At 48.2% G+C, this 6553-nt stretch carries 5 protein-coding genes; 2 read left to right on the top strand and 3 right to left on the bottom strand.

Annotation, left to right across the window (positions count from 1 at the left end; all coding sequences use genetic code 11):
* Positions 1-498, top strand: a 498-nt coding sequence (locus ACYVGO_RS20490; RefSeq protein WP_460970856.1) for a winged helix-turn-helix transcriptional regulator, incomplete at its 5' end; no start/stop codon positions are given.
* 257 nt (positions 499-755) lie between these two features.
* Here ACYVGO_RS20490 and ACYVGO_RS20485 read toward each other — a convergent pair.
* Positions 756-1583 carry a helix-turn-helix domain-containing protein gene (locus ACYVGO_RS20485; protein WP_460970854.1) on the bottom strand — a complete coding sequence of 276 codons (828 nt, stop codon included), beginning with the start codon at positions 1581-1583 and terminating at the stop codon, positions 756-758.
* A gap of 423 nt (positions 1584-2006) precedes the next feature.
* On the opposite strand from ACYVGO_RS20485, the gene ACYVGO_RS20480 reads away from it, so the two are divergent.
* Positions 2007-3326: a vanadium-dependent haloperoxidase gene (locus tag ACYVGO_RS20480; RefSeq protein WP_460970853.1), complete on the top strand. Its 1320-nt coding sequence runs from the start codon at positions 2007-2009 to the stop codon at positions 3324-3326.
* A 539-nt stretch (positions 3327-3865) separates the two neighbouring features.
* On the opposite strand, the gene ACYVGO_RS20475 is transcribed toward ACYVGO_RS20480, so the two are convergent.
* Together ACYVGO_RS20475 and ACYVGO_RS20470 are read right to left on the bottom strand one after the other, a co-directional pair.
* On the bottom strand, positions 3866-5335 hold the full coding sequence (locus ACYVGO_RS20475) for a serine hydrolase domain-containing protein (protein ID WP_460970852.1): 1470 nt from the start codon (positions 5333-5335) through the stop codon (positions 3866-3868).
* 81 nt (positions 5336-5416) lie between these two features.
* Entirely contained in the window at positions 5417-6229 is an 813-nt protein-coding gene (locus ACYVGO_RS20470; protein ID WP_460970851.1) for a helix-turn-helix domain-containing protein, read from the bottom strand.
* Positions 6230-6553 lie beyond the last annotated feature (324 nt).

Raw genomic sequence — 6553 nt, 5'->3', positions numbered from 1 at the left:
TACTGTAATGTTCATTGGTCGGAGAGTTTTTGTGCAAACCAACCGCTGAACGTACTTTTGTCCAAGAACTGGCCCCAAAGTAGGTATAGTATGACCCCCATAAAATTAGCATCAGTGGTGCAGGAAAATAAGCGGCAGGCCTTTGTGAGCTGCCCCGTTACGTTTGTAATGGACAAGATTGGCGGCTACTGGAAGCCCGTTATTCTCTTTAGCCTGTTAACGGGCCCCAAACGCTACAGCGAGCTGCGAAAAGCCATTCCCGGCTTAACCGAAAAGGTGCTTATTCAACAACTCAAACAATTGGAAACCGCTGGTTTAGTGATCCGACGGTCCAAACCTGTTGTTCCCCCTCATGTGAGCTATGAGTTGTCGGCGTCGGGTAAAGCGTTGCGCTCGGTCTTGTATGCGATGGCCGAATGGGCGGTCTCAACGGGTGGTGAGGAGTCGGCTACGTTTGCCAAGCAGATGGCTGACTTTCCGGCCGAGCCAATGGTTTAATAATAAAGTCAGGTAGGAGAATCAGATTCTTTGTTGCCGACCAATTTGCATAAGGTGTATCCGTTTCTAGTCAATGTCCCAAGAATCGCCCATTTAAAGAAGCAGATACATGAACACTCCTTCGTTTCGTTCAGAAGTCTTTTTAGAGAAAGTCCCTTTCAAGTTCAAGGTTGATTGGTTTTATCCTTTTCTAACTTATACATAGTGTACGTTCTCGCTTTGCCAACCTAATGAATCGTTGGCTTGAAAAGAAGTTGTCAATGAAAGCATGTAGAAAAAAATGCCTCTACCTCATTCATGCTTGTTTTATAACGGGAAGGCGACCGGCCCGAAAAGGCCACGAATTCTTTGATAAAGTGGGCTTGATCGTAATAATCGACATGGACAAATCCCGTTTGCCAGCGCCAATCCGTTTTTTCAAGCAATTGGTTACGGACTCGTTGAAACCGCTGAATACGAAGGTACGTTTTAGGGGAAATGCCGAGTTGCTCGTTAAAATGACGCAAGAGCGTACTCTCGCTACAATAAAGTTGTTTAAGGAGCTTATCAATCAAGACGGATTCGGGTTCTTTCTGAACCAGTTGCTCAACCCCCTCGACTAATCCCGCCTTGGTGGGTTTGCGGTTGATGTGCCGAAGTAAAAATTTTTCCATTAGATCAAACCGGTGGGCCGTTGTCTGGGCTTCCCCTAATTGGTTATAGACCCGACGAGCTTCTGGCCCAATAACCGCCTGTAAATCATAGAGTACAGTATCCGACGAATTGATGGCATATAAGGGAATTTGCCACAGTCGATGAAAACCCGTGAGGGTAAACTCGACGCCAATATGTAAATGAGCCCCTTCTAACATATTGATGACAGGCTTGGTGAGGGGCGTAATCAAATTCGTAATGTTCGCCTGAATGAGTTGATCACCCCGCCTTGTTTTAAAGGGGGGCTTCAGATTAAACATGAAGTGAGTCGTGGCTGTGCAACAGTCAGGCTGATGGATCACCTCACCCATCGGTACATCCATTTCAAACTCCCAAACTCGGGTAACAAAGGGCTTTAACAGGGGACTAAGGGGATATTCTACGTACTTCATATCCAGTTGATTGGCTACGTTTTGTAAAGCCTAATATGGTCTTTTTAAGCTAAAGATGAAAACAGTTCAGCCTAAAAATATAAACCGGAATGTATGGCTGATTCGCCAGACCCTTCATTCCTAAAAACAGGAATGAAGGGAGTGAATGGGTACTTGGAGGTCTAAGCCTTCAGTCGTCAGTTCCCACGTCATGCATTCCCCAAGAATAGCAAGGGGATCATCAGTATCCCACTTTTTGCTAGGAACGAAATTGACGGTTTTTTACAATACAGGAGGATACCACCGATTTAATTTTACATCGCCCTCATAGCATACGTAGCGCTCTGCTTAAGCCTCCGGTTGGCTATCGGTAGCATCTACCGGCCAGACAGACGCAGTCGCAATTGAACTAAAGGGCATAGTTTCACCTAGCGTACGTGAAAAATGAACCGATCTACCCCTCCCCAACACGTCAAGCGATCCTCTATCTGGCTGCTCGTTTTTCTCCTACTAGTAGGTTCCTGCCAGGATCACCGCCCGATCAACCCCTCAGTCTTGTCGGCCGACGTTGCCCATGCTTGGATGCAGATGCAGATCCGGCTGACCCTTAGCACTACCGGCTACAATTCCATCGTTTCCAACCGCTCGTTTGGCTATGCAGGAATTACGATGTATGAAGCCGTACGACCCGGCATCGAGGGTAACACCTCATTGCTGGCCCAAATTGGCGGGAATGCTCTCACGCCCAGCAAGGATGCCGATCAGTACTATTGGCCCGAAAGCCTCAACGCAGCCATGGCCAGCCTTACCAGGCAGTTCTTTGAAAGTACATCGGCGGCCAACCTGAAAAGCATCGATTCGCTGGAAACGGTTTATAAGGCTCAGTTTCAGGTCGCTACCCCTCCTGACAAACTAACGAATGCCGAAACCTACGGTCGGCAGGTGGCCAATGCCATCTTTGAGTGGTCCAAAACGGATGGCGGCCATCAGGCTTATAAAAATGTGACTGACCCTACCTATACGCCCCCAGTCGGGCCTGGATTTTGGGTGCCTACGCCCACTGCAGCCCCCATTTTACCGCGCTGGGGTAACAACCGAACGTTTATCGCCAATAGTGCTGTCAGTTCGCAGCCTGGGCCACCGACCACTTACTCCGAAGATCCCAGTTCGGCTTTCTATGCGATGGTAAACGAGGTCTATACGACTTCACAATCGCTCACCAAAACGGATACGACCACGGCGAGGTTTTGGGCCGATACGCCGGGCAATCTGAATGTTCCGGCCCACGCCACCAACATCCTAACCCAACTGTTGGTAACGACCAATCAGGACTTGTTCAAAGCCGCAGCCGCTTATGCCCAGCACGGTATTGCGCTGAGTGACGCAGCCGTCTCGACCTTTAAAACAAAGTACACCTATAATCTGCTTCGGCCTTTTACTTACATTCGCAACGTACTGAAAAAGACCTCCTGGAACCCGGTTATTCCTACTCCGCCCCATCCAGAATACTCGGCCGCTCACGCGGTCGTATCAGCCGCCAGTGCCGCCGTCCTGGAAAAGCTGTTTGGCACCAGCTACAAGTTTAGTGACAACAGCTATGCGTTGAGCTATGGTGTTAGGTCCTACAATACGTTTCAGGAGTATGCTCAGGAAGCGGGTCGGTCGCGATTGCTGGGTGGTATCCATTACGCACCATCCATTAGCACTGGACTGACCCAGGGAGCCAAAGTAGGTAGTATGGTCAATCAGCTGACGATCAAGTAGGCCGCCCTGGCTAGCAACGTCAGAATACCGTTTGGGCGACGATGGCCTAGACGCTACTGTCGTTGGGGGACTTGGCAAACATCTTTTGCGACACCTACCTTCTCTAAAGGAAAATTACTAGTTTAACAGCGATGCCGAAGCTGACTAGGAGCTACCTAAACTGTATTCATAAACCCCAGCTTTAATATACTATAGTCAGGATAAAGCCATTTGATAATCAGGGTTTTATCCTGACACTTATCTCTACTAATTTTTTTATACAACACCCTTATTTCCCGTCCCTTTATTCGTTCCAATTTAGAAGCACAGACATGAAGCTTCTATCGTCTCAAGTGGGAGCGTTTTCTTGAGACCAACACCAGCCTCAGGCAAGCAAGAGATATCCCACCAACTAAACCCGTCGACTTTAGTTGATCTGTAAATTGACTCCCAGCTTAAGCGTTTGGCAGCTAATCAACCTGCTGATGAACGAATTGGTAACAAATGTTTCCATATTTAATCACTCATGGACTATGGTTGACAAGGCCTTCATAAGATAGTCAGGGAGTCGCTTTTATAAAACTCATTTTATTGTCGACCCTCAATTCATGTACTTTACCGTTACTATCCAAGGAAAAGTCATACTGCTGTAAGCTGGAAGGATTTATAAAACGATGCTCGGATAGCGCTTGCAAAGAAAACGAATAGTTATCCCACTGTTGGGTGCCTTGAAGCATACCGCCCTGCCGCTCAATAGAAATGATTTGATTGCTGGTGGCGGATCGAAATGTGCCGATCAGTTTGTCCAGGTCTTGTCCCGATACGTTGACCACCGAAATGTCTTTAGGAGTAGCCGCAAAGGGATAGCGCCAGCCATATTGAGCGGCAATACTGCGTAGAATTTCCTGAAGTAGGTAGCGACTATTGTAGGAATTGGCCATCACCATCGCACCATAGCTATGATTGTTTTGAGTAAATCCTATAAACTCGCAGCGATACCCCCGATTCGTACCTCGAAAGGAAAACATTGTGGGCGAGGTCTTCGAATCAACAAAAAATCCCAGCCCTTCCTCCAGGATCAGATCGGCACTTGTTCTGGACAAATAGCTTTTTGGCTTTCCGGCCAGGGATTGAGCCAGGGCTCGAATAAAGGACAGTATGTCGGTGGGGGTTGTCCAAAGCCCGGCGGCAGCCAGTTCGGGGTACAGGTTCCAGCCAGCGGGGATTCGCTGACTGCCATAATCATAGCCGACCGCTACCTGTTGCTCAGGCTGGTAGGTATACTCCCTATTGAAAAAGCTGTTGCTCATTGATAGCGGCTTTAAAACCAACGAATCGATGGCCTGGGCATAGGGCGTCTGTAAAACATCCTCAATGATTTTTTGAATGACCGTGTATCCCCCACCTGAATAAGCCCACTTCTCACCTGGGCGCGTAGTCAACTGAACCCGCCCATTATTGGCAGGAGGTGTCCCAGTTAGAATCTGGACAATACCCGGTAAAGGAACACCGGGCACATACCCTGAAAAACCACTTACCGATAGGCCAGCAGTGTGGGAAAGCAACTGGCGTAAACTCACAAAGGTGCCGGGTGGATAGGAGCCATAATCGATCTGCCAGTTCCTCAAATACTGATTGACATCGTTGTCCAGGGACAGTTTTTGCCCTTCCACTAATTTCATGACCGCTACCGCTGTAATGGACTTACTAACCGAAGCGGCTTGAAAGAGAGTGGATGGCGTAATTTGTTTATGGCCCTCCCGATCGGCAAAGCCATACCCTTTTTGGAGACACAACGAATCCTGGTCGAGAACAGCCAAGCTGACGCCAGGCACCCCGTAGTAGCTCATCCGCTCATCGAGTGAATAATCACCATTGCGCCCATTGATGGTGGCACTCAGGATCAGGCTATTCTCAATCGATTTTACTCTATGGTTTTGCGCCAGCAGCGGGTTACTGCCTCCGCAGCACAGAATAATCCACAGTGAACCTGCTGTATACCTAAAAACAGTCGATGCTTGTTGACTCATGAGTAAGAGTTTGTTTACCCTGGCAAAACAAGCCATCCTGGTTCATGAACTCTTGTAAAATAGTGCTCTTCTGAAAAAAAACTACCGCAAATCGCCTGGGGTGGTACCTGTCAGCCGCTTAAAGGAGTGGGTGAAATGACTCTGATCAAAAAAGCCGGTCTCCAAGGCAACCTGAGCGATCGGCATTTGCTGACGAAGTAGCGTTTTGGCCAGCTCAATCCGTTTTTGAATGGTGTAGGCCATGGGTGGAAGGCCGGTTAACTGGCTGAACCGGCGGATGAAATGAAACCGGCTGAGTCCGGCTTGTCGGGCCATCTGATCAATTGACATCGGCTGAGCAGGCTCTTGATTGATGGTTTCGACCACCTCCAGTAACCCTGGGCTAAATGCCAATGGATTGGCTATCGGTTTCAACTGGGCATATCGGAGCACTAATTCCCCTAAACAGGTAAACAGGTCTTGTTCATTCACAACCGTTGGCCCTTGCATTTCCAACTGTTGGTGAATTCGTCTCAGGCGATCAAAAAGTAGTGGATTGTTAATGATGCGTTGAGCAAAATGGGGCGGCTGAAGCAAGGGTATTCCCAACCTGTTACCGGCAACGTAAAAATGATCCCTGGTCAGGTAGAAGTTGCGGTAACACCAGCCTCGTTCATCCCCCGGTTTATTGGCGTGGGGTTCGTCTGGGTTTATCAAGATGATTTGCCCCATCTGGGCATAGATCAGCTGAGTGCCAAACTGCAAGAGTTCGATCCCCTCTTCAATGAGTGCCACCGAGTAGGTCGAATGCGAGTGACGGGGAAACGACTGATGAACAAAGCTTGCGGAGAGCAACTCCAGGTTATCCAGCTGATCCAGTTGCCACAAGTTCACCGATTCTTCAGCTATCTGCATCGTCTATCTTGCTGATTAATGCGAAGGGTTTTGATCTGATTAGACAAACGGGCATTTGGGTGAATAAGCGGAGTAGCCAAGCTACCAACCCGTTAATCCAGAAAAATGGATGGAAGTTATAAAAAAGTACTTAAATCCTGGCTATCTTTTGTTACAGGCAATTGTAGCCAGCCGTCTAAGGGGCACAACTGATTGGTTGGTTTGCCAACAAGGTTTTAGCCGTCTTGGGGAAGGTCCAATTTAGCGCATTGCTATACGAAGCTACTTTCGTCTCAACTGGGAGGGTTACTTGAGACAAATAATCCATGAGTAATAAGTTTAATA

Source organism: Spirosoma migulaei (genome assembly GCF_054776855.1).
The sequence above is the reverse complement of the archived record's forward strand: the minus strand, read 5'-3'. Positions and strand labels throughout refer to the sequence as shown.

Coding starts and splice junctions, on each gene's coding strand:
- ACYVGO_RS20485 (WP_460970854.1), bottom strand. CDS start 1,583: ATGAAGTACGTAGAATATCCCCTTAGTCCCCTGTTAAAGCCCTTTGTT.
- ACYVGO_RS20480 (WP_460970853.1), top strand. CDS start 2,007: ATGAACCGATCTACCCCTCCCCAACACGTCAAGCGATCCTCTATCTGG.
- ACYVGO_RS20475 (WP_460970852.1), bottom strand. CDS start 5,335: ATGAGTCAACAAGCATCGACTGTTTTTAGGTATACAGCAGGTTCACTG.
- ACYVGO_RS20470 (WP_460970851.1), bottom strand. CDS start 6,229: ATGCAGATAGCTGAAGAATCGGTGAACTTGTGGCAACTGGATCAGCTG.